The following is a 19,688-nucleotide window of genomic DNA, read 5'->3' on the forward strand; positions in this document are numbered from 1 at the left end:
CGGTGCCCGGCGGGCGGGGGCCGGGGTGCCGGTGGCGGCGGGGCTGCCGGGAGCGGCCGTCGCGCGGGGCCGCTCCCGGGCGACCCGGCGGGTGGGCCGAGGCGCCGGCGGCACCGCGTTCGGTGGACCGTAGCCGCGCCGCCGGACAGGCGCTAGCCGTCGGACAGGCGCTAGCCGTCGGACGGTGTCGTCGGTTCGCGCTCCGGGGCCGGGGTCGCGACCGGCTCCGTGTCCCCCTGGGAACGGGTGCGGCGCGGTCCCGCGGCCCCGAGCTTCAGGCGCTCCAACGTGCGCGTGAGGTGCTGGAGCGGTGCCGGGGTGCGGGGACGGGGCGGCTGAGCCGGGGGCGGGGTGGCGGCGCCTGCCTCGCGGTAGGCCTCGAGGGCCTCGTGGGCGCGTTCGGCGGCCTCGCGGTACAGGTCACGGGACTTCGTCATGGCGTCCAGGGCCTCGGCGTACATCGCCACCAGCGCGCGCTCCCGCTCCAGCTCCTCGGCGAGGGTGAGCAGGTGCCAGTCCTCCCGCAGCGCGGTCAGCGCCTCGGCGGCCTCCCGTGGCAGCTCCCTCGGCAGCGCGTCGTACCGGCTCACCGCGTCGACCAGGTCGACGGGTTCCGTGCCGTCGAGGAACACCGCGCGTACGGCGAACGCGTCCGGTTCGTACCCCTCGGGCGCCGGACGGCCGGGCAGCACCGCCGCGCCGCCCCGGGGGACCTCCACGTCGAAGTCCCGCAGCGCCCAGTTCGTCACCCGGTACTGCTGCGGTGTCGCCCGGTGCTCGACCACCCGGTCCCGCAGCCCCGGCGGCAGCCAGTGGGCGAGCGGCACCCGGCCGCGTTCGTCCGTGGTCATCGCCTCGTGGACGACGACGTGGATGTGCCAGGGGTCGCGCGCGCAGTCCCGCAGCAGCCGCCGTACGGCCTTGTCGTCCTCCGGGAGCGGGCTGATCTCCCCGGGGCGCAGGCCGCTCGCCGGGTCGTGGCTCCCGTCGGCGTCCGGCTCCGAGGGCCAGAACATCGCGACGGGGGAAGGCCAGGAGCGGTCCCGGGGGCGCTCCGCCTCCGCGACCAGCAGCCAGTCACGGCCCTTGCCCGTGGCGGGGGCGAGGCTCAGCCGGGCGCGGACCGTGACCCCGTCCCCGACCCGCGTCCGGGACTCGAAGACCAGGTCGGGCTTGGTGTCGTCCGCCGGGAGTTCCAGGAAGTCGTCGATGTGCCCGGCGTCCTTGAGCGCGGCGAGGCTGCCGCGGAGTGTCTCCTCGGCCCGCTCTCCGGCGTATCGGCCGCGGGTCGCCCAGACGGTGGGAGGGACGGTGGGGCGGGCTGTGGCAGAGATCGGCATGGGTCCAGTCATGAGCGGGGGCACGTGCGACTGTCAGTATCGTCGCCCGCGCCCGCCGACGGGACGCGGGGTTGCGCCGTACGGCGGCCGGACCCGTGGTGCGCCGCCCGGACGGCCCACCCTGGGGGCGCGTACGGCCTGCCGCGCGCGGGGTGTGCGCGCCGTGCACACGGTGACGTCCGTTCACCCGTGGTCCCCGGGCGGCGCCGGCACCAGGATGTCGTCCGCGGGCGGGGCCGGCCCACCATCCGCATCGGGGCAGGTCCCGCCCGTACAGCCGTTCCCCGCGTCCGTACCGGAACCGGCCCCGCGCGCCCCCGCGTCGCGCCCCCTGCCGGGTGCGAAAAGCGGCGACCTTATCAGCGCCCCGGTGGCCCTGTCGCATATTCCACGGGAAAACGCCGAAGCCCTCACCACGATCGAGCACACACCGTAGCGTCAACGTCACGTTCGCGGTACAGCCGTGTGAGGGAGGGGGATCCGGCGTGCCCGGAATCGACGAGAGTCTGTTGGAAGCCATGCGGCTGCCCGGCGCGCGGGGCGCCCTGGTGGTCGACTGGATCAGCGGGCTCGCCCTGGGCGCGGTGGGGGAGGCGCCGGGCGGTGACGTGGAGGCGACGGCCGCCGAGACCGCCGAGCTGGCCCGGCTGGCGATGGAGAGCGGCGCCCTCGCCCCGTCGGGCACCGGCTCGGGCAAGGAACCCCCCGTCGAGGACCTGATCCTCACCACCGCGGACGCCTTCCACCTGCTGCGGTTCGTCGTCACCACCTTCGACAGCACGGTGTTCGTGTACCTGTCGCTGGACCGCGCCGACGGCAACCTGGCGCTGGCCCGCATCCGGCTGGCCGAGATGGCGGACCGGATGGTGCTCGGATGACCGCTGCCCCCGCCCGCGCGGACGGGTCCGCCCCGGAGCTGCTGGACACGCTCGCCGCCGACCGGGCCACCGGAGCGCTCACCACCCGGTCCGGCGTCTTCTACCTCGCGGCCGGACATGTGGTCCACGTCGAGTCCGCGCACAGCCCCGACTTCGGCGACCTGCTCACCCGCAGCGGAGCCCTGGCCCCGGCCGGCTGGTGGGAGGCGGTCGAACGGGCTGGGGCCCGGCAGCGGGTCGGCCGCCAGCTGGTGGACAGCGGACGTCTCACCACCGGCGCGCTCGAACTGGCCCACCTGGGCGCCCTCTTCGACGCCGCGTACTTCGCGCTGGCCCACGACGGCACCGCCCTGCGCTTCCGCCCCGGGGTCGCGCACTGGCTCGGCGCGGTCCGGCCGGTGCCGGTGGCGACCGTGCTGCGCGAGTCGGGCCGCCGCCGTGACCTGCTGGAGCGGATATGGCCCGACCCGGCCGTCGACACCGCGCCGCTCGCGCGGACGCCCGACGCGGACCCGGCCGCCCTGCCGCCGCGCAGAGGACGCGCCCTCGCCCTGGTCGACGGCGGCCGCACCGCCGCCGAGATCGCGTCGGTCCTCGCCCACCGCACCTTTCACATCCTCGTCGAACTGCGCCGGCTCGCCGCCGACGGACTGGTCGCCCCCGCACCCCCCGCGCCCGCCCCGCCCGTCCACACCGTCCCCGGCGCGGGCCGCGCCGACTGGGACGAGCCCGACACAGCGCTGCTGAGACGGCTCCTGGACGCCTTGGAGGCACTGTGATCCGCACGCGCCGGCAGCGTGCCGAAAGGAGACTGCTCATGGCCGTCGAGACCGACGTGCTGGACGAACTGCGTCGGCTCCGCACCCGCGTCCCGCGGCTGGCGGGCTCCCTCGCGGCCACCGTCGACGGACTCGTCCTCGCCCACGACGCGCCGGACACCGAACCCGAGGGGCTCGCCGCGCTGACCGCCGCCGCGCTCGGCGTCGCCCACCGGATGACGGACGCGGCCGGCCGCGGGGAGTTCCGCGAACTCCTGGTCCGCGGCAGCCTCGGCTACATCGCCACCTACGCGGCCGGCACCACCGCCGTGCTCACCCTCCTCGCCGACGACCGGGTCAACGTGGGCCGGCTGCACCTGGAGGGCCGGCGCAGCGGCGCCCGCATCGCGGAACTGGTGGACACCGCCATCGGCCCCGGCGGAGGCCGGCACGCCGACCGGCCCCCGTACCGGGAGGGCGCCGGCGCCCCGGACAGCACGGACCGGGCCCGGCCCATCGGCACCCTTCCCGTGCGGACCCCGCAACGCCCCACCCACCGGCCCCGGCCCCAGACCGGCGGCTGACCCGTACCTCACTCCCGGCCGGACGCCCGTCCCGAGCGGCGCCGGCCCGCACCACCCTTCACGATCCGGAAAGGACACCACTCATGGCCAACACCGAGACCTCGCTCAAGGAATGCCTCAGCTCCATCGACGGCGCGACGGCCGCCGCGCTCGTCGACTACACCAGCGGCATGGCCCTCGGCACCCTGGGCGGCGGCAAGGACCTCAACCTGGAGGTCGCCGCCGCCGGCAACACCGACGTCGTGCGGTCCAAGCTGCGCACCATGGAACTGCTGGGGCTGAAGGAGGAGATCGAGGACATCCTGATCACCCTCAACAGCCAGTACCACCTGATCCGCCTGCTCAAGGGGCGCGGCGGCAACGGCCTGTTCCTGTACCTCGTACTGGACGCCGGCCGCGCCAACCTCGCGATGGCGCGCCACCAGCTGCGCCGGATCGAGAACGAACTGGAGGTCTGAGCCCTCACCCGTCCGTGGCCCCGCGCACCGCACACCGGTGCGCGGGGCCACGGACGTCGCGGACCGCCCGGGTCCGGTCCCAGGAACCCCGCACCGCGTCCGGGCGGAACGAGGGCGCGGGAGGGCTCCGTCCGGTGGTCCCCGCCGGTCGCGCGGCCCGCCTGATGCCGTACCGTCACGTTTACCGGACCGTTACCGACGGCTGCCCGGGAGGACGTCGGCCGGGCGGTGCCGGAGCGCGGGGACAGGAGGCACACGGGTGACAGACGCCGGGCGGGACACGGCCCCGGAGCGGGACGAGGACGCGCGCCTACGGCTGCCGCAGCTCAGGCTGGACGAACTGCTGGAGGAACTGCAGGCCCGCATCGACGCGGCCCGCGGCACCCGCGACCGGGTGCACAGCCTTCTCGAAGCGGTCCTCTCCGTCGGCCGGGAACTCGACCTCGAACAGGCGCTGCGCAGCATCGTGGAGGCCGCCGCCGCGCTCGTGGACGCCCGCTACGCAGCCCTCGGCGTGATCGGCCCGGACGGCACGCGGCTGTCCGCCTTCCACACCGTCGGCGTCAGCGACGAGGAGATCGCCCGCATCGGCCACTACCCGGAGGGCCACGGCATCCTCGGCGAGCTGATCCGCCACCCCGAGCCGCTGCGGATGCCCAAGCTCTCCGAACACCCCGCCTCCTACGGCTTCCCGCCGCACCACCCGCCGATGAACACCTTCCTCGGCGTCCCGATCCGCGTGCGCGACCAGGTCTTCGGCAACCTGTACCTGACCGAGAAGCGCGGCGGACAGCAGTTCGACGAGGAGGACGAGTCCGTCCTGTCGACCCTCGCGGTCGCCGCCGGGGTCGCCATCGACAACGCCCGCCTCTACGAGGAGTCCCGGCTGCGGGAGCGCTGGCTGCAGGCCAACGCCGAGATCACCCACGGCCTGATGTCCGGCAGCGAACGCGGCACGGCCCTGCTGCTGGTCGCCGAGCGGGCCAGGGAGATCACCGGCGCCTCCCTCGCCGTGGTGGCGGTGCCCATGGCCGGCACCGACTCGCTGACCGTGGAACTGGCCGTCGGACAAGACGCGGAGACCCACCGCGGCCTGGTCGTGCCGGTCGACGGCAGCCTGCTCGGCCTGGCCTTCGCCGGCGCCGCGCCCGTCACCTCGCGGGACATCGGCCAGGACGAACGCGTCTTCCACGGCCCGCAGAGCTTCACCGCACTCGGCCCCGCCGTCGCGGTGCCGATCGGTTCCGGTGACGGCGTGCGCGGCATCCTGCTGCTGGTCCGCGCCGCGGGCGGCCACGTCTTCACGGACAAGGAGATCGAGCCGCTGCGGGGCTTCGCCGCCCAGGCCGCCGTGGCGATGGAGCTGGCCGAGCGCCGTCAGGACGCGGAACAGATCGCCGTGCTCGAGGACCGCGACCGCATCGCGCGCGACCTGCACGACCTGGCGATCCAGCGGCTGTTCGCCACCGGCATGACGCTGCAGAGCGCCGGCCGGTTCATCGACCACAAGGAGGCCTCCGAGCGGGTGCTGCGGGCCGTCGACGACCTCGACGAGACCATCAAGATCATCCGCTCGACCATCTTCGGGCTGCGTTCCCGCGCGTCCGCCGGCGGCGCCGCGACCGGGCTGCGCGCCCGCGTCGTACGGCTGGTGGGCGAGGCCGCGCCGCTGCTGGGCTTCGCGCCGAGCGTGCGCATGGAGGGCCTGATCGACACCCACGTCTCCAAGGAGGCCGCCGACCACCTGGTGGCCGTGCTCTCCGAGGCGCTCACCAATGCCGCCCGGCACGCCGGCGCGAGCCGCGTCCAGGTGGCCCTGGAGACCGACGGGCACGAGGTACGGCTCACGGTGACGGACGACGGCGTGGGCCTGCCGCCCGGGGGCCGCCGCAGCGGACTGCGCAACATGGCCGAGCGCGCCGGACAGCTGGGCGGCTCCTTCGACGTCACCGGCACCCCCGGCGCCGGCACCACCCTGGTGTGGCGGGTCCCCGTGGGCGAGCGGTAGCCGCTCCCTCGGCGGTGTGTGTCCGGGAGCGGCCGGGGGTACTCGGTGCGCCGTCCCGGCCGTGGCGGGGCCACCCGGCCCGCGGCCGGCAGGACGCGCCGCCGGTGACGGCGCCGGACCGGACCGCTGCGGCACCGCACCCGGCGTCCCCGCACGGGACATCCGGCACCGTGCGCGGCGGACGTCGGCGGGAGGAGCGGTGCGGTGACCGGCTGGACCTGGGAGTACGAGGGCTACGACCCGGCCGACGAGCGGCTGCGGGAGTCGCTGTGCGCCCTGGGCAACGGCTACTTCGCCACGCGCGGCGCCCTCGCCGAGTGCGCCGCCGACGAGACGCACTACCCGGGCACCTACGCGGCCGGCATCTACAACCGGCTCGCCTCCGCCGTCGGCGGCCGTCAGGTGGAGAACGAGGACGTCGTCAACCTGCCGAACTGGCTCCCCTTGCGCTTCCGGCTGCCCGGCGCCGACTGGCTGACCCCCGACACCGCGCCCGTCGCCGACCACGCCGTGACCCTGCACCTGGCCTCCGGACTGATGGAACGCCGCACCCGGTACGGACTCGGGTCCGGGCGGGCCCTCCTCGTGCGGCAGCTGCGGTTCGTGCACATGGCCGACCCGCATCTCGCGGGCCTGCGCACCGAGTTCACCGCCGAGGGGTTCACCGGTCCGCTCGAGGTGGAGGCGGCGCTCGACGGGGGCGTCACCAACGCGGGGGTACGGCGCTACGCCGACCTCGACGGACGCCACCTCACGCATGTGCTCACCGGGACCTCGCCGGCGGACACCGTGTGGCTGCGCTGCCGCACCCGCACCTCCGACATCCGCGTCGCGCTCGCCGCCCGGCTGACCTCGCCGGCGGCCGTCTCCGTCCGGCACGACCGGCCCCGGGCGGTGCAGACGACCCGGCTGGACCTGGCACCCGGGCGGACCCTCACCGTGGACAAGGTCGTCGCCCTGCACACCTCCCACGACCCCGCGATCAGCGACCCGCTGCACGCCGCCGTCGACCGGGTGGGCCGGGCCGCGGGCTTCGACGAGCTGCTGGCACCCCACCTGACGGCCTGGCGGCAGCTGTGGCGCCGGGCGGAGCCGGACGTGCCCGACGAGGCGGGCCGCATCCTGCGGCTGCACCTCTTCCACGTGCTGCAGACCCTGTCCCCGCACACCGCCGACCTGGACGTGGGGGTGCCGGCCAGGGGGCTGCACGGGGAGGCGTACCGCGGGCACGTCTTCTGGGACGAGCTGTTCGTCCTGCCCTACCTCAACCTGCACTTCCCGGAGGTCTCCCGGGCGCTGCTGCACTACCGCCACCGGCGCCTGGAACGTGCCCGCACCGCGGCGCACGACGCCGGGCGGCGCGGCGCGATGTACCCGTGGCAGAGCGGCAGCGACGGCCGTGAGGAGACCCAGCAGCTGCACCTCAACCCCCGTTCGGGACGCTGGCTGCCGGACCACTCGCACCTCCAGCACCACGTGGGCTCGGCCATCGCGTACAACGTGTGGCAGTACTGCGAGGCGGCGGGCGACGAGGAGTTCCTGCACACCAAGGGCGCCGAGATGCTGCTGCAGATCTCCCGCTTCTGGGCCGGCTCTGCGGCCTTCGACGACCACCTGGGCCGGTACCGGATCAAGGGCGTGGTGGGCCCCGACGAGTACCACGAGGCCTACCCGGACGCCCCCGAACCGGGCCTGGACGACAACGCCTACACCAACGTCACGGCCGCCTGGGTGCTCGCCCGCACCCTGGAGGTGCTGCGCGCCCTGCCCGAGCCGCGGCGCCGCGAGCTGGCCGAGCGCACCGGGCTGGACGCCGCCGAGCTGGAGGAGTGGGAGGAGGTCTCCCGCACCCTCCACGTCCCCTTCCACGACGGGGTGATCAGCCAGTTCGAGGGCTACGGCGAACTCGCCGAGCTGGACTGGCGGGGCTACCGGCACCGGTACGGCGACATCCGGCGGCTGGACCGGATCCTGGAGGCCGAGGGCGACAGCGTCAACCGTTACCAGGCGTCCAAGCAGGCCGACGTCCTCATGCTGGGCTACCTGTTCTCGCCCGCCGAACTGCAGGGCGTCTTCCGCCGGCTGGGAACGAACCTCAACGAACGGATGTGGCGGCGCACGGTGGACCACTACCTGCACCGCACCAGCCACGGCTCCACCCTCAGTGGCCTGGTGCACGGCTGGGTGCTCGCCCGGGCCCGCCGCGCGGACGCCTGGACGTTCTGCCAGGAGGCCCTGCGGTCCGACATCGCGGACATCCAGGGCGGCACCACGGGCGAGGGCATCCACCTGGGCGCCATGGCCGGCACCCTCGACCTGGTGCAGCGCGGACTGGCCGGCCTGGAGACCCGGGGCGGAGCCTTGTGGCTCGACCCCGTGCCCCTGCCGGAGCTGTCCTCCTACGGCTTCACCGTGCGCTACCACGGCCACTGGGGTGTGCGCCTGCGGCTGGAGAGCGAACTGCTGCACATCACGGTGCCCTCGTCGGGTCGCTCCCCGATCGAGGTGCACCTGCCGGACCACCGCGTGGTGCGCGTCGACCCGGGCGAGACGGCCCGGCTGACCCTGCCGGACTGAGCCGCCTCTGGCGCCGCAACGGCGTACGCCGGGTGTCCGGCCGGTGTCACACCGGCCGGACACCCGGCGTACGCCGTTGCGGGCCGGCGAGGTCAGGCGCCGCTCTCGCGCAGCATGTCCTCGCGCTCGACGATCTTCACGCGCTCACGGCCCTGCGGCTCGCCCAGCGCCTTCTCCGCAGCGTCCAGGCGGTACCAGCCGTCCCAGGTGGTGTAGCGGATGCCGCGCTCGGCGAGGAACGCGTCCACCGCCTCCGGAGCCGGGGAGGCGGGCGTGCCGAGACGTCCGCCCGCGTAGTCGGCCAGCAGGTTGGCCACGGTCTCGTTGGCGTCGCCCTTGGTGTGACCGATCAGGCCCACCGGACCGCGCCGGATCCAGCCGGTGACGTACGTGGACGACAGGTGCTCGCCGCTCTCCTGGACGACCCGGCCGCCCTCGTCGGGGACGGTGCCGGAGTCGATGTCCCAGGGCAGCTTGGGCAGCTTGTCGGAGAGGTAGCCGACCGCGCGGTACACCGCGGTGACGTCCCAGTCCTTGAACTCGCCGGTGCCCTTGACGTTGCCGGTGCCGTCGAGGGCGGTCCGCTCGGTGCGCAGGCCGACGACCTTGCCGTCCTCGCCGAGGATCTCGGTGGGCGACTCGAAGAAGTGCAGGAACAGCTTGTGCGGACGGTCGCCGACGTCGCGGATCGCCCAGTTCTCCAGGGTCTTGGCGACCATGTCGGCCTGCTTGTTGCCGCGCCGGGTGGCGATCGAGCCGTCGTCGTAGTCGATGTCCTCGGGGTCGACGATCACCTCGATGCTGGGGGAGTGGTCCAGCTCCCGAAGCTCCATCGGGCTGAACTTCGCCTGCGCCGGGCCGCGGCGGCCGAAGACGTGGATCTCCATCGCCTTGTTGGCCTTCAGGCCCTCGTACACGTTCGGCGGGATCTCGGTGGGCAGCAGCTCGTCGGCCGTCTTGGCGAGGACGCGCGCCACGTCCAGGGCGACGTTGCCGACGCCGAGCACCGCGACCTTCTCGGCCTCCAGCGGCCAGGTGCGGGGCACGTCCGGGTGACCGTCGTACCAGGACACGAAGTCCGCGGCGCCGTAGGAGCCGTCCAGGTCGATGCCGGGGACCGGCAGCGCGCGGTCGGCCGTCGCGCCGGTGGCGAAGATCACGCCGTCGTAGAAGGCACGCAGGTCGTCGAGGTGGAGGTCGGTGCCGTAGTCCACGTTGCCGAACAGGCGGATCTGCGGCTTGTCGAGCACCTGGTGCAGGGCCGTGATGATGCCCTTGATCCGCGGGTGGTCGGGGGCGACGCCGTAACGGATCAGTCCGAACGGCGCCGGCATCCGCTCGAAGATGTCGATGGACACGCCCGGGTCGGCGGCCACGTCGGACTTGAGCAGGGCGTCGGCGGCGTAGATCCCGGCGGGGCCGGATCCGACGATGGCTACCCGCAGGGGGCGGGGCATGGTCAGGTTCCCTTCGAGCGATGACAAGCGTCTCGTGGGGAAGCCTAAACTCAGGCTTGCCTTACCTGGTACGCGGGTCCGGTCTATGGGCTCATAAGCCGACCTTATGCCATCTCCTCAGGTGGCCTTATGGGATTGTCGTGATTCTCCCGGGGTGGGCAGGCATGGCCCCTCGGGCGGACGCCCCTCAGGGAAGGTTCTGCTCCGCCCAGATGACCTTGCCGGCCGGCAGATAACGGGTGCCCCAGCGCTCGGCGAGTTGCGCGACCAGGAACAGCCCGCGCCCGCCCTCGTCCGTCATCGTCGCGTACCGCAGGTGCGGCGAGGTGCTGCTGCTGTCATAGACCTCGCAGATCAGATGGCGCTCGTAGAGCATCCGCACCCGGATGGGGGCGGCGCCGTGCCGCATCGCGTTGGTGACCAGCTCGCTGAGGATCAGCTCCGTGCTGAACGTCAGCTCCTCCAGCCCCCACTCGGTCAGCTTCCGGGTGACCTCCGCCCGCACCTCGCCCACGGCCGCCGGGTCGGAAGGCACCGGCCACTCGGCGACCCGGTCCGGCGCGAGCGCCCGGGTGCGCGCCACGATCAGCGCGATGTCGTCAGCGGCCCGGGACGGGCGCCGGGACTCCACCACGCCCCGGCAGGTCTCCTCGGGCGAGTCCCCGGCCCGGGACAGCGCCTCGCGCAGCTGCTCCAGACCGACGTCGATGTCGTGCTCGCGGTCCTCGACCAGTCCGTCGGTGTACAGGACCAGCCTGCTGCCCTCCGGCAGCTCCAGCTCCGCCGACTCGAACGGCAGCCCGCCGAGGCCCAGCGGAGGGCCGGCGGGGACGTCCGGGAACTCCACCCGGCCGTCCGGCCGGACCAGCGCGGGCGGCGGATGGCCCGCGCGCGCCACGCTGCACCGCCGCGACACCGGGTCGTAGACGGCGTACAGACAGGTCGCGCCGATGACCGGCGCCACGTGCTCGTCCTGCGCCTCGTCCTGGTCGATCCGGCCGACCAGCTCGTCGAGCAGTGCGAGCAGCTCCCCGGGCGGCAGGTCCAGCGCGGAGAAGTTGTGCACCGCCGTGCGCAGCCGCCCCATGGTGGCCGCCGCGTGCAGTCCGTGCCCGACGACGTCACCGACCACCAGCGCCACCCGGGCGCCGGACAGCGGCAGCACGTCGAACCAGTCACCGCCCACCCCGGCCTGCGCCGGCAGATAGCGGTACGCGATCTCCAGGGCGTTCTGCTCGGGCAGGGTGCGCGGCAGCAGACTGCGCTGCAGGGTCACCGCCATGCTGTGCTCGCGCGTGTAGCGGCGGGCGTTGTCGATGGACACCGCGGCCCGGGCGACCAGCTCCTCCGCCAGCGCCAGCTCCTCCACGTCGAAGGGCTCGGGCTTGCGGTACCGCCAGAAGCTGACCACGCCCAGGACCGTCGCCCCGGCCCGCAGCGGCACCGTGATCAGCGAGTGGACGCCGTACTCCACGATGTGCGCGGAGCGTTCGAGGTCCTGCGCCTGCCAGCCCGGCGCCTCGTCGAGCCGCGGTTCCAGGACCGCCCGGCCGGTGGCCAGACTCCGGCCCTGGGGCGAGGACGCGACGAAGCGGATCTGCTGCTCCTTCGGGTAGAGCGGTGCGTCGTCGGTGATACCGGTACGGGCCGTACGGCGCAGCGCGGCGGCCGCGTCGGGGTGACCGCCGGCCAGCACCGACTCGAACAGGTCCACGGTGACGAAGTCGGCAAACCGGGGGACGGCCAGGTCCGACAGCTCCTGCGCGGTGCGGGTCACGTCCAGACTGGTACCGATGCCCACACCGGCGTCGTAGAGCATGTTCAGCCGCTCACGCGACTCCTCCGCCCGGCCGGACAGGGCCCGCAGCTCGGTGGAGTCGCGGACGGTGATGACGCTGCCGCCGTGGCCGCCCGAGGGGTCGGTGGCCCGCTGGTTGACCGCCAGCAGCCGGTCGCCCACCGGCAGCACCTCGTCCGTGACGACCCGGCCCGAGGACAGCAGCTCGGTCGTGTCCGGATCCAGCCCCAGGTCCCGCACGTGCCGTCCCTCGGCGTCGTCCGGCAGGCTGAACAGCCGGTGCGCCTCGTCGTTGGCGAGCAGAAGGGTGCCGTCACCCTCGACGATCATCACGCCCTCGCGCACCGAGTGCAGCACCGCGTCGTGGTGTTCGTACATCCGGGTCATCTCGTGCGGGCCCAGGCCGTGGGTCTGGCGCAGCAGCCGTCTGCTGATCAGGGCCGCGCCGCAGGTCGCCAGCGCCAGTGCGGCGAGCGCCGCGCCCAGCACCAGCGGCAGCTGGTCCTCGGCGGCCCCGCCCGCGTGCTCCGTGGTGATGCCCGCCGACACCAGGCCCACCACGGTGCCGTCGGCGTCCTCCACAGGGACCACCGCCTGCACCAGCTGACCGATGGTGCCCTCGATCTCCTCCACCACCGGCTCGCCGGCCAGCGCGGGCTCGATGGTGCCGACGAACTGCTTGCCGATGCGGTCCGGCTTGGGGTGCGTGAAGCGGATGCCGTCGGTGTCCATCACCACGACGAAGTCGACGTGCGACCGCTCGCGGGCGGCCTCGGCGCGCGGCTGGAGCACGGCCGTGGGGTCGGAGGACTGAAGCGCCTCGACGGTGCCCGGGGCGTTCGCGAAGGTCTCGGCGACGGCGAGGGAACGACCGCGGGCCTCCTGCGTGCTGTCCCGCTGCACCTGGAGCACCAGGGCCACGACCGCGGCCACCACCAGCAGCAGCACCATCACCAGGAGCAGGACGAACACCTGTCCGGCGACGCTGCGCCCGCTCAGCACCGACCGCAGCCCCGCCATCGGATGCCACCCGGAGCGGCCGCTCTCCTGCCGCCGGCGCCGCACGGAGGCGGCTGCGCCGGACCGCTGGGGCGACCGGGTCCGGGATCGACCCATGAGTCGGACCATGTGCCATGTCTACACTGCCGCGCCATCCGAGGCGAGGGTAGGCCGCCCCGTAAGGGCGCGGGGAACTGCGCGCCCGGCCCGGACGGCGCCGCAGCCGCTCTCTCACCGTGAGTGGCAGCCCCTCGGGCGGGTGCGGCGCCGCGGGTGCTGCTCGCGCGGATCCCCGCGCCCCTGGTACTCCAGTGCGACGTCGTGATCTGTCCGCTCGCGTGGGCGGTAAGTCGTCCGGTAGTGGTTGTGCCGGGCCGTGGCCTGGTGGGTTCTGCGCCCGTTCGACCAGTGCAGCAGCCTGCGCGGGGATGTTTTCGGTGGGTTCAGCAGGGCGCCGAGCAGTGTCTCTCAGGAGGAGGCCTCCTCGGCGAAGACGGACAAGGCGACCTGGTACGTCTCGAAGGCGCGGGCCGCTCCCGCGTAGACGGCGAGGTGGATGAAGAGGTCGACGATCTCGTCCTGGGTGACGCCGTTGTTGAGCGCGATGCGCAGCTGCCCGCGCAGCGGTTCGAACGCGCCCAGCGTCGCGGCGATGGCGACGGAGACCAGGGACCGGTCGTGCGTCGACAGTGCGGTACGGGTCCATGAGTCCCCGAACGTGTGCACGGTCGCGACCTTGCGGAAGTCGGCTCCGGAGGCCGGTTCGCCGGGACTCATCGGGAGTTCCAGGCGCTGTCCCAGGAGTTCGCTTGCGGTGTCCAGCGCCTGCTCGTAAGCGTCGTCGGTACTCATCTCTGCTCCTTGTCGGTCGGTCGTGCGGGGTTGGTGGGCCGGCGGTCCTGACCACCATGTGCCGTTCAGGGTCCGGCTTCGGGGCAGGGCGGTTCCTCACTCGCCGGGGGTGGCTGCTCGCCAGGGCGGCGGGACCTGTTCGTCGCACGAGGCTGGTTTCCACGCTCGCGCCGTGACGATCGGTCTGCTCGGTCGGGTGAACCGTCCGGGCTACAGGGCGTGGAGCGAATGTCCGTGCGCAGCCGACGGCCGGTGGCCAGGGCGCGGTCCGGATCACAGGTCCGGATACGGCCGGACAGGCCGTACTGGGCGAGGCGGTCGGCGCGGGCGGCCCCGGGGATCCGGTGCTTCGACCGGCCCGCCGCCGCGCCCGCACAGTGCCGTCAGGTGGTGGGGTAGTCCGCGGAACGGCTGACCTCTGCCCACGTGCCGGCCTCGGCCAGACGGCCTTCCTCCGAGCTGATCGCGATCTCCAGGGCGTCGCTGCCGAGCAGCAGTCGGCGCGGGGGCTCCTCGGCGTCCACGGCGCCGATGATCGCGCGGGCCATGCGGTCCGGGTCACCGGGCTCGTTGCCGGCGTAGTCGGCGAACCGGGCCAGCCACAGGCCCACGGTCTCCTCGTAGTCGGGGGTCACGGGACCGGAAGGCTCCGCGGCACCCGCGGCCCAGCCGGTGCGGATGCCGCCCGGCTCGACGATGGTGACCTTGACACCGAACGGTGCCACCTCGTTCGCCAATACCTCGGAGAACCCCTCGACGGCGAACTTCGCGGTCTGGTAGGCGCTCAGACCCGGCGTACCACCCACACGTCCGCCTATTGAGGAGATCTGCACGATGTGCCCGGACCGCTGGCGGCGCATGACGGGAAGAACCGCCCGGGTTATGTTGACCACGCCGTACAAGTTGGTGTCGACCTGCGCGCGGAACTCGTCCTCGGGAAAGTCCTCGATCGAGCCACTGGTGGCGTAGCCGGCGTTGTTGACGACGACGTCCACCGATCCGAACCGCTCCACCGCCGCGGCCACCACGCCCCGGGACCGGGACGCGGAGGTGACGTCCAGCGCCACCGCCTCCAGCTGGTCCGGGTGCTCGGCCCTCAGGGAAGCCAGTGCCTCAGGCTTGCGGGAAGTCACCACTACGTTGTCGCCGGCCTCCAGGACCGCGAGCACCAGGGCCCTGCCCAGGCCCTGCGAGCCCCCCGTGATGAGCCAGGTTCGTGCCATGACGCGTGCCTCGTTTCATCATCTGCTTCACCGTCCCGAACGGAACGGCAACTTCACTGTAGACGAATCAGGGTTAACTGCAACATGGGTGATGCGTTAAATTGTAGTGTTGCTACTCACGTGAGGATGTCAGTTGATTAAGTAAAGCATGGGCGTAGAATGTCGGCATCATGAGAGCTGACGCCGCGCGTAACCTGACTGCCGTCCTCCGTGCCGGAGCTCGACTCCTGGCGGAGGACCCGGGTGCCTCCATGGCGGCCATCGCCGCCGCCGCCGGGGTGGACCGGACGACCGTCCACCGCCGCTTCGCGAACCGTGAAGCCCTGCTCAGCGCGGTTTTCCAGGTCAAGCTCGACTCCGCCGAACGCGTCCTGGACGAAGCCCGCCTGGTCGAGTCCCCCCTGCCGGTCGCCCTCCACCGCTACCTGGAGGGGATCATCCCCGTCAGCCGCGAATGGCCGGTCGACGTGCGCCTGATGATGCAGAAAGACCCCGCCGCCTGGACCCGCCGGGAGGAGCAGAGTGCGCGCCTCGACGCCTTCATCCGCCGCGCGCTGGACGAGGGCTACCTGCGAGCAGGCGTGGACGCGGCCTGGGCACGGACGATCCTGGACGAACTCGTCGACACCGTCGCCCACCGGTTCCCCGACCTGGAACCCCCGCAGGCCGCCGATCTCGTCGCCGACACCCTTCTGAACGGCCTCGGCGCGACCTGACGCCATCACCCACCGCGGAACAGGACAGGCCCGACGACCGCGCCACCAGCAACCGGAACGCCTTGCCGCGCTCGTCCTGCGGCAGACTGATGACCTGCCTCAGCTCGGTGGGGCGGACCGTAGGTTCGAGAAGTGCACGTGTGCGGGTCGCGCGCGGCCTTTCCCCCCTTGGCCGCGCGCGACCCTCCCCCCGACGCGCGACTCCTCCCCCGAGCAGTCGCGCGTCTTCCTGACCGGACCCGTCCCCGTGGAGAGGGCCCGGAGTGTGCGGTGCCGCGCCGGCCTCAGTCGGACAGGGCGCGGGCCAGCTCCGTGCTGGCCCGGGCGATCTCCGTGTCCGGCTCCGACAGCAGCCGGTTCAGCTCGCCGCGCCGGGCCCGCACCGCCTGCCGGGCGGCCCGCTCCCACACCACCGGGTTCTCACGGCGGTTCAGCAGCTTCGGGTACGCGGCGGCCGTGCTCTCCCACTGCCGCGCGTCGGCGATGGCCTTCAGGAGCTGGATGATGCCGGCCCGGCAGGTGACGTGCGGCAGCTGGGCCAGCTCCCAGAGGAAGGGGACCGTGGCGGCGGTCGCCTGTTCCGTGACGAAGCCGTACTGGCAGATGCGTTTCCGCAGATCCTCCAGGGCGGCCCGGGCCGTGCCGGCGTCGCCCCAGGCGATGCCGTTGAGCAGGAGCGGGATGGCGGCCGCCGATCCGGTGGAATCCTGCATGTCGGCCCACGGGACCTGGGACAGGGCCGTGAGGGGCGTGGATCGTGCCACTCCGGTGGGGGACGTGTGGCGCACTGGGCGCTCGCTGCTCGGCTGTTCCGTAGAAGCGCTGCGCATGGCGTGGGTGCCTTTCCGCGGCAGTCGTGTCAGATGGGCGGGCGGGTGGACAACCGGGCCCACACCGTCTTGCCGGCCGGGACGGTGGGGGTCCAGCCCCACGCCTCGGACAGCGCGTCGACGATGCGGAGCCCCCGGCCGTGTTCCTCCAGGCCACAACCGGCGCCGGGGGAGACCACGGGCGGGTGGTCGTCGGGGTCGGAGACGGTGAGCAACAGGTGCGCCGGCTCCAGACGGAACCCCAGCCGTACGTCCGGCACACCCGGGCACCGCGACGCCGCGTGGGTGACGGCGTTGGCGGCGAGCTCGGTCATGACAAGGGTGGCGTCGTCGCCGCAGTGGGCGAGCGACCAGTCCCCGAGGGTGTCGCGGGTGAAGGACCGCGCCCGCGCGAGGCCCTCCCGGCTGCAGGCGATGCTCACCGTCGCGTGGGGGGCGGCGGCGGGCACCGTCGGCAGAGGGGTCCCGTCCTCGTTCCGTGGCGCCGCCGGGAGCGGGCCGTACGACCGGGCACCGGGGTCACCCGCCGGTAACACGGCCGAGGCCGGCGGCCGGAGCGTCAAGTGCACAGGTGATGACACGGCATCTCCTTGATGCGACGTCAGGACGGGGCGCTCCCACAGGGGTTGACGCCACGGCTATTATCCACGCTGTCAGCGCTCGCGTGCAATTGCACGGGAAATTGCGCGAGAATTTTCGCCATGTGCGGCGACGGCCGTGCGCGGCGAACGGCAACAGCAAGGAGACAGCGGTGTCTGGAGTGCGGAACGGAGTGCGGGCCAGCCAGTTGGACGCCCGCTGGATCAAGAGCCGGCACAGCAACGCCGAGGGCAACTGTGTCGAGGTCGCGCCGCTGTCGGGCGGTGACGTCGCGATGCGCAACTCCCGTGACCCCGACGGACCCGCCCTCGTCTACACCGCGGCCGAGGTGGCCGCCTTCCTGGCGGGGGCCAAGGACGGCGAGTTCGACCACCTCGTCCGATGACCGCCCGACCCGTCCGGTGCCGACGCCCTCGTCCGGGTGTCGGCCGACCGGTCCGGGAACCGCCGTGGGCCGGCACCGGCCTTCCGTCGCCGCCGGTGAACCGGAGCCCAACTGCCCCACTTCGGTCGGCATTTCGCATCCACGTGCGGTGAGGCAGCGTCAGATGCGATAGTGTGAATCGCCCTTGTGCCGGTCTGCTGGGAGTCAGGATGTCCGCCGCGTCGCATCGCATCTCCCGTCTGGAACCCTACCTGGACAGGCCCGAGCCCGCGCCGACCTTGCTCAAGATGCTGGTGGGCGTGCAGCTGGCCGGTTTCCGTGAGGACGCCGGTCTGTCCCAGGACCAGGCGGCCCGTTCCGTCGGCTTCAGCGGGGCCAAGCTGTCCCGGATCGAGTCCGGCAAGGGCCGCCGCCCGCCGACCGAGACCGACGTACGGGCGCTGCTCGACCTCTACGGCACCGACGGCTACGAGGCCTCCGTCCTGCTCAAGCTGCTCCAGCGGGCCGGCGAGCCGGGCTGGTGGCAGCGGTACGACAAGCGGCTGATGCCCGAGTGGTTCGACCGTCTGGTCGGGCTCCAGGAGGCCGCCGCCACCATCCGTACCTTCGAGATCCAGTACGTCCCCGGTCTGCTGCAGACCGCCGACTACACCCGCGCGGTGGTCGAGCGCGGTCTGCCCAACGCGTCGGCGAGCGAGGTGCAGCGGCGGGTCGAGCTCCGGATGCGCCGCGCCGAGCTGCTCATGCGCCAGGACGCCCCGCAGCTGTGGGCCGTCATCGACGAGTCGGTGCTGCTGCGCGTCCTCGGCGACCGCCAGGTGATGCGTGAACAGCTCGAACACCTGGCCGTGATGGCCGACCGGTCCAACGTCACGGTCCAAATCGTCCCGCTGAACGTCACCAACGCCTCGGCCCCCGCCATCCCGGTGACCTATCTGCGCTTCGGCGGCCTCGACCTGCCCGACGTGGTCTACCTGGAACACATCAGGAGCGCGAACTTCCTCGAGGACCGCGACGAGACCGAGGAGTACCGGATCGTGCTCGACCGTCTGGCCGACGAGGCCCTCAAGCCTCGTGAGTCGGTGGAGCTGCTGCGCAGGACGATAAGGGAACGCTATTCCGCGCAGTAGGCGGAGCCCTCGCGCGCCTGAGGAGCACCGATGGTGCCTGCCTCCGCGACGCGAGTCGGACGTACCGACGCCCCTGCCCGGTCCCACAAGGACCGGACAGGGGCGTCGCGGTGTCGGGGGCTACACGGGTATCCGGCCCACGCCGCCGAACTCGATCCACTCCTGGCTGAGCTGACGGGGCGCCACCTCGGTGTCCGGGCGCCAGGTGGACACCTCCACCAGCCCCGGCTCCAGGATTTCGAGACCGTCGAAGAGCGCCTCGACGTCCTTCTGCTGGCGGACCCGGCCCCAGTGACCCTGGGTCACCTGGTCCATGAAGCCGGTGACGAAGTCGCGGACCTTCTCGTCCTCGCTGACCAACTGGCACATCACCATGAAGCTGCCCGGCGCCAGCCGCTCCCGCACCCGGTTGGCGACGGCCATCGGACCGTCGGTGTCACTGTCCGGGATGCAGTGGAAGACCGAGTTGAACAGCACACAGACCGGCTCGTCGAAGTTGATCAGCCGCTGGGTCTCGGCGTGGCCGAAGATCCCGTCGGTCTCGCGCATGTCCGCCTGTATGACCACGGTGCGCTCGTCCTGCTCCAGCAGGGCCCGGCCGTGCACCAGCACCATCGGGTCGTTGTCGACGTACACCACGTGGGTGGTGGGGTCGATGCGCTGCGCGACCTGGTGCACGTTGTCCTGGGTGGGCAGGCCGGACCCGTGGTCCAGGTACTGCCGGATGCCGTACTCCTGCGTCAGCGTGCGGACCACGCGCTGCAGGAAGCGCCGGTTGTTCAGGGCCAGGCGGCGGGTGCTGGGCACCACCTTGTCGAGTTCCTCGACCGCGGACCGGTCCGCAGCGTAGTTGTCCTTGCCGCCCAGGTAGTAGTCGTACATACGCGCGGCCGTCGGCACGGTTGCGTCGATCTCGGTGGACAGCTGCTTACCGGTGTGCATCGTTCCCCCTGCGGAGTGCCGCCAACTGGACTGGCCGGACAGGAAATACATCCTAGGGAGGGCCGTACGGCCCTTGCCAGCCCGATGGCGAACATGACCTCGAAGGAATGGTGAAGGTGTGTCAGGTCGTCACGTTGAGTGTTGTGTTGAGTG

General features: G+C 72.7%; 17 protein-coding genes. 9 read left to right on the forward strand and 8 right to left on the reverse strand.

What is annotated here, in order from left to right; translation table 11 throughout:
• Positions 1–170: 170 nt before the first annotated feature.
• A complete protein-coding gene (locus B100_RS0131005) occupies positions 171–1,340 on the reverse strand; it encodes a hypothetical protein (RefSeq protein ID WP_024888263.1) in 1,170 nt (389 codons plus the stop codon).
• A gap of 485 nt (positions 1,341–1,825) precedes the next feature.
• On the opposite strand from B100_RS0131005, the gene B100_RS0131010 reads away from it, so the two are divergent.
• The 6 genes from B100_RS0131010 to B100_RS0131035 all read left to right on the forward strand — a co-directional run bounded on the left by B100_RS0131010 (position 1,826) and on the right by B100_RS0131035 (position 8,603).
• On the forward strand, positions 1,826–2,218 hold the full coding sequence (locus B100_RS0131010; RefSeq protein WP_024888264.1) for a hypothetical protein: 393 nt from the start codon (positions 1,826–1,828) through the stop codon (positions 2,216–2,218).
• Positions 2,215–2,997 carry a hypothetical protein gene (locus B100_RS0131015; RefSeq protein WP_024888265.1) on the forward strand — a complete coding sequence of 261 codons (783 nt, stop codon included), beginning with the start codon at positions 2,215–2,217 and terminating at the stop codon, positions 2,995–2,997. Before B100_RS0131010 ends, B100_RS0131015 begins: the two co-directional genes overlap by 4 nt.
• Positions 2,998–3,035: 38 nt before the next feature.
• Positions 3,036–3,560 (forward strand): roadblock/LC7 domain-containing protein, encoded by a 525-nt coding sequence (locus tag B100_RS0131020; RefSeq protein ID WP_024888266.1) that lies wholly within the window; start codon positions 3,036–3,038, stop codon positions 3,558–3,560.
• Positions 3,561–3,643: 83 nt separating this feature from the next.
• Positions 3,644–4,018, forward strand: coding sequence for a hypothetical protein (locus tag B100_RS0131025; RefSeq protein ID WP_024888267.1), 375 nt, complete (start codon positions 3,644–3,646; stop codon positions 4,016–4,018).
• A gap of 259 nt (positions 4,019–4,277) precedes the next feature.
• On the forward strand, positions 4,278–6,026 hold the full coding sequence (locus B100_RS0131030) for a sensor histidine kinase (protein ID WP_024888268.1): 1,749 nt from the start codon (positions 4,278–4,280) through the stop codon (positions 6,024–6,026).
• Positions 6,027–6,230: 204 nt separating this feature from the next.
• A complete protein-coding gene (locus B100_RS0131035; RefSeq protein WP_024888269.1) occupies positions 6,231–8,603 on the forward strand; it encodes a glycosyl hydrolase family 65 domain-containing protein in 2,373 nt (790 codons plus the stop codon).
• A gap of 92 nt (positions 8,604–8,695) precedes the next feature.
• Here B100_RS0131035 and B100_RS0131040 read toward each other — a convergent pair whose 3' ends face one another.
• From B100_RS0131040 to B100_RS0131055, 4 genes are all read right to left on the reverse strand, one after another.
• The gene (locus B100_RS0131040; protein ID WP_024888270.1) at positions 8,696–10,060 is read right to left on the reverse strand and encodes an FAD-dependent oxidoreductase; all 1,365 of its coding nucleotides are present in this window, start codon (positions 10,058–10,060) and stop codon (positions 8,696–8,698) included.
• A 187-nt stretch (positions 10,061–10,247) separates the two neighbouring features.
• Positions 10,248–12,878: a SpoIIE family protein phosphatase/ATP-binding protein gene (locus B100_RS0131045; protein ID WP_024888271.1), complete on the reverse strand. Its 2,631-nt coding sequence runs from the start codon at positions 12,876–12,878 to the stop codon at positions 10,248–10,250.
• Positions 12,879–13,325: 447 nt separating this feature from the next.
• A complete protein-coding gene (locus B100_RS0131050) occupies positions 13,326–13,709 on the reverse strand; it encodes a carboxymuconolactone decarboxylase family protein (protein ID WP_024888272.1) in 384 nt (127 codons plus the stop codon).
• A 383-nt stretch (positions 13,710–14,092) separates the two neighbouring features.
• Positions 14,093–14,932, reverse strand: coding sequence for an oxidoreductase (locus B100_RS0131055; RefSeq protein ID WP_024888273.1), 840 nt, complete (start codon positions 14,930–14,932; stop codon positions 14,093–14,095).
• A 170-nt stretch (positions 14,933–15,102) separates the two neighbouring features.
• Between B100_RS0131055 and B100_RS0131060 the strand changes: the two genes are divergently transcribed.
• Positions 15,103–15,648: a TetR family transcriptional regulator gene (locus tag B100_RS0131060; protein WP_024888274.1), complete on the forward strand. Its 546-nt coding sequence runs from the start codon at positions 15,103–15,105 to the stop codon at positions 15,646–15,648.
• A 284-nt stretch (positions 15,649–15,932) separates the two neighbouring features.
• Here the strand turns inward: B100_RS0131060 and B100_RS0131065 are convergent, their stop codons facing one another.
• A complete protein-coding gene (locus B100_RS0131065) occupies positions 15,933–16,478 on the reverse strand; it encodes a hypothetical protein (protein ID WP_024888275.1) in 546 nt (181 codons plus the stop codon).
• 29 nt (positions 16,479–16,507) lie between these two features.
• Positions 16,508–17,083, reverse strand: coding sequence for an ATP-binding protein (locus B100_RS0131070; protein WP_024888276.1), 576 nt, complete (start codon positions 17,081–17,083; stop codon positions 16,508–16,510).
• Positions 17,084–17,229: 146 nt separating this feature from the next.
• Here B100_RS0131070 and B100_RS0131075 point away from each other — a divergent pair, with 146 nt between their 5' ends.
• Both B100_RS0131075 and B100_RS0131080 read left to right on the forward strand, forming a co-directional pair.
• Positions 17,230–17,463 carry a DUF397 domain-containing protein gene (locus B100_RS0131075; RefSeq protein WP_106967134.1) on the forward strand — a complete coding sequence of 78 codons (234 nt, stop codon included), beginning with the start codon at positions 17,230–17,232 and terminating at the stop codon, positions 17,461–17,463.
• 209 nt (positions 17,464–17,672) lie between these two features.
• Positions 17,673–18,593, forward strand: a complete 921-nt coding sequence (locus tag B100_RS0131080; RefSeq protein ID WP_024888278.1) for a Scr1 family TA system antitoxin-like transcriptional regulator — start codon at positions 17,673–17,675, stop codon at positions 18,591–18,593.
• 120 nt (positions 18,594–18,713) lie between these two features.
• On the opposite strand, the gene B100_RS0131085 is transcribed toward B100_RS0131080, so the two are convergent.
• Entirely contained in the window at positions 18,714–19,535 is an 822-nt protein-coding gene (locus B100_RS0131085; RefSeq protein WP_024888279.1) for an SAM-dependent methyltransferase, read from the reverse strand.
• Positions 19,536–19,688 lie beyond the last annotated feature (153 nt).

The organism is Streptomyces sp. CNH189 (assembly GCF_000527195.1).